This window comes from Oleiphilus sp. HI0128 (assembly GCF_001635365.1).
Genome location: NZ_LWGG01001062.1, coordinates 1 through 3,106, shown reverse-complemented (window position 1 = coordinate 3,106; position 3,106 = coordinate 1). Strand labels below are relative to the sequence as shown.

Annotated in this window: 4 protein-coding genes; 3 read left to right on the top strand and 1 reads right to left on the bottom strand. The window is 43.5% G+C overall.

What is annotated here, in order from left to right; translation table 11 throughout:
• The first annotated feature begins 133 nt into the window (after positions 1-133).
• Positions 134-676 (top strand): DUF3750 domain-containing protein, encoded by a 543-nt coding sequence (locus A3763_RS18110; RefSeq protein ID WP_068510196.1) that lies wholly within the window; start codon positions 134-136, stop codon positions 674-676.
• A 15-nt stretch (positions 677-691) separates the two neighbouring features.
• Positions 692-1,294: a pyridoxamine 5'-phosphate oxidase family protein gene (locus A3763_RS18105; protein ID WP_068510197.1), complete on the top strand. Its 603-nt coding sequence runs from the start codon at positions 692-694 to the stop codon at positions 1,292-1,294.
• Between the two features lie 321 nt (positions 1,295-1,615).
• Here the strand turns inward: A3763_RS18105 and A3763_RS18100 are convergent, their stop codons facing one another.
• Positions 1,616-2,164, bottom strand: coding sequence for a glutathione peroxidase (locus tag A3763_RS18100; protein ID WP_068510198.1), 549 nt, complete (start codon positions 2,162-2,164; stop codon positions 1,616-1,618).
• A gap of 210 nt (positions 2,165-2,374) precedes the next feature.
• Between A3763_RS18100 and A3763_RS18095 the strand changes: the two genes are divergently transcribed.
• Positions 2,375-3,106 (top strand): endonuclease/exonuclease/phosphatase family protein (locus A3763_RS18095; protein WP_197482960.1); only part of this gene is annotated, 732 nt, incomplete at its 3' end.

Here is a 3,106-nt window from a genome sequence, read left to right as displayed (position 1 = left end):
AAAAAAGTAGACGCGTGCTGAGGAGAAGGGGCTGAATGTCTTTCTGTCGGAGGAAAAGGCGTGTTGTTTGTAAGCCCAGTGCTTGTAAGACTAAGGTCTTGTTTTTACGGAGAAGATAACGGGGAAATAGACGATGTTTACCATTAAGGCATTGATTCAATTTAGTATGATACTTTTCAGTGTGTTAGCGGTGGGGTGCAGCACGGGAAGCTGGCGAGAAGCGTCTAGAGACTCTTCCGGGCTCGCCCCTTTGTCTACCGAAACTCCCGAAGCGGTTATTCAGGTATATGGTGCCGATGCATGGGGGTGGCGAGGTTGGTTTGCGATACATACTTGGATTGCGGTGAAAGCAAGAGATGCTTCTGAATATACCGTTCTTGAAGTGATAGGTTGGCGTGCCAAACGAGGACTGTCTGTGTTGAGAGTCGAGAATGATATTCCTGATAGGTATTGGTTTGGTAGTCAGCCCCAAATTCTTTTGGATAAGCGAGGTGACGAAGCAGAAGAGTTGATCGAAGAAATAGTTGCTTTAGCTGAACGTTACCCCTGGGCTAACGAGTATAAAGTTTTTCCTGGCCCGAACAGCAACACCTTTCCAGCTTGGATAGCAGCGCAGGTGCCCGAACTGGGCTTGGAGCTTCCCTTTAGTGCTATTGGCAGTGGTTACGTAGATTAACAGGGCGAAGAGTTTATGACTGAATATCAACCTATGACTTTGTTGATGAACGCTAGGCAAGAGGCCAAGCAAAACCAGGACCCCAGTGCTAAATATTGCACACTCGCGACACTCGAGCAAAATGATGCGTCTCAACCAAGAATGCGCACCTTGGTCGTACGCGAAATCAATGCAGATAGTTGTGTACTGTTTGTGAACAAACTTGCCCAAAAGAACCTACTACATTTAAACGAGGCGAAGGTAGAACTGCTATTTTTCTATCCTTCGCTACTACAGCAATTTAGAGTTCGGGGTGAATTGTCATTAATGTGTCCTGAGGTTCTTGAAACTCACTGGCAGCATAAACCTTATATTTCAAAGTTGCTGGATCATTTTTATCATACTGTCGCGCACCAGAGCGCTGCCCTGGAAGGCTCATTTGAGGTAGAACGGGGTATTAACGCGCTGAAAGAAAAGTACCCTAATCCTGATACAGTTCCTTTCACAGATAATGCGCTTGGGCTGGTGGTGTCTGTGAATTATCTAGAGTACTGGCGAGGCCATGAAACTGGCTTGCATGAGCGCACTTTATATCGACATATAGGCCACAGTTGGGAACGAGCTGCGCTTGTTCCTTGAATAGCGCGAACTATTGGGCTGCACTCTCTGCTACTCTTGGCGCCAATCATGTTTTCTGCACGTGGCAGGTTTGAGTCCCTAACCGATAGGATTGGTGTAGGGAAAATGGTTAAGGGGTGTTGATGCGAATGTTCGCGTATCTGATACCCTAATCTGTGGGTACCATGGTGGCAAGATTCAGTAGTGGGTGTGGATTGACTAAGTAAAATAAAAGAGGGCCGCAGGTTTGTCGACAAATTACTCTTAGCTCTTGTTTATAAGTATATGTATATCTGTGCTGCGGATATCTCAAACGATTACAATAACCCTGATGCTACTAAATTAATTAAGAGATCTTTTGATAGCCTCCTCTAATACACTGTCTAAGGGGGTTACCTGAGATCTGAACAAGGAAATACTTGATAAATCGGAAGAGATGAGGAACTTGTTGAAGTTCCAATTTGGTGATTTTTCAGTCCGTTGTTTTAGCATTTTGTAGAAGTCGTTTTGTTGAGGTCCTGTTACATAGCTCGGCGCTAGCATGGTGAAACTAACGCCGAAGTTTTTGAAGCAGACGCTAGCTGTTTCTGCTTCAGTTGCTAATTCTTGCCTGAAGGAGTTAGAAGGGAAACCGACAATTTCCAAACCCTCATCTTTATATTTTTGATAAAGCGCTTCAAGTTGAGATAGCTGAGGGGTAAATCCGCATCGGCTTGCTGTATTAACGATAAGCAAGGTTTTCCCTTCAAAAGCCTGACAGAAGTCAATAGATTTTGAAGAGTGAAGACGCTTGGATTCATAGTTTAGCAAGGGGTCACAGCTTGCGTAACTTAATGATGTATTCGCCAAGCATAGCAAACCAATGATCGTAATTTTTGCTAGATGCTTCATATAAATATTTCTCCCTTCAATCGAATTAAGGATGCGCTGAAATCGAAGTTATTAAGTATATATATTTAGATACGCGAATTCTTAGTTTCTGGTTCACTTGGGTTTATACCTTGGCGTGTTGACCTTGTATCGAATTAGGACCAACCCTAAAATTTATTCTAAGTTCTTATTGTTTTAAATCATGGCCCTGGCTATTGGAGGTAAGAGCGAGTGCAGCGAAGCACTTTGCTCAGAATTATGGTAAAACAAACACGTCAGTTTAAGGTTTGTACGTTTAACCTTTTTAACTATATTGAACCTCCCAATGCATTTTACGAGTTGGAGAATATTTATACTGACCAACAATGGCGTAAGAAGGAAGCATGGATACTTAGGCTTCTGAAAGTAATTGGCGCAGATATTGTTGGTTTTCAGGAGGTGTTTTCCGTATCGGCTCTGAATAGCTTGTCAAAGTCAGCGGGCTTTGACTATTTTGCAACAGTCGAACAGCCCAACAAGAAGTCTGACTATCTGTTTGATATGCCCGTTGTCGCGATTGCTTCAAAATTCCCCATCCTATCTAGTGAAGCAGTTTCGGTTGATCAATATTTGATTCAGAGTTTGGGGCTCAACTCAGAATTTGTTTTTAGTCGTCAGCCGATCAGGGCCGTTATTGAAATCGATGATTACTCCAAGGTTGCCGTGTATGTGGCGCACTTGAAGTCTAAAAGGTCGAAGTTTGATCGTCACTTTTATGTGGATACAGCCGACAATGAACAAGTTCGTAATTTCCTTTACGACGACCTGCATGGTCGGTGGGCTTCAAGTATGCAGAGAGGAACTGAAGCAGCTCTTCTCTACAATGACTTTTGGAAATCTAGTGCGAAGGAAGATATGCCAACCATTATGCTTGGTGATCTAAATGATACGATCGACTCAACGCCTTTGCAGTTGCTGGTGGCT

What these genes read in the sequence shown, in the direction of transcription:
- A3763_RS18110 (WP_068510196.1), top strand. Translation starts at nt 134, where the DNA reads ATGTTTACCATTAAGGCATTGATTCAATTTAGTATGATACTTTTCAGT.
- A3763_RS18105 (WP_068510197.1), top strand. Translation starts at nt 692, where the DNA reads ATGACTGAATATCAACCTATGACTTTGTTGATGAACGCTAGGCAAGAG.
- A3763_RS18100 (WP_068510198.1), bottom strand. Translation starts at nt 2,164, where the DNA reads ATGAAGCATCTAGCAAAAATTACGATCATTGGTTTGCTATGCTTGGCG.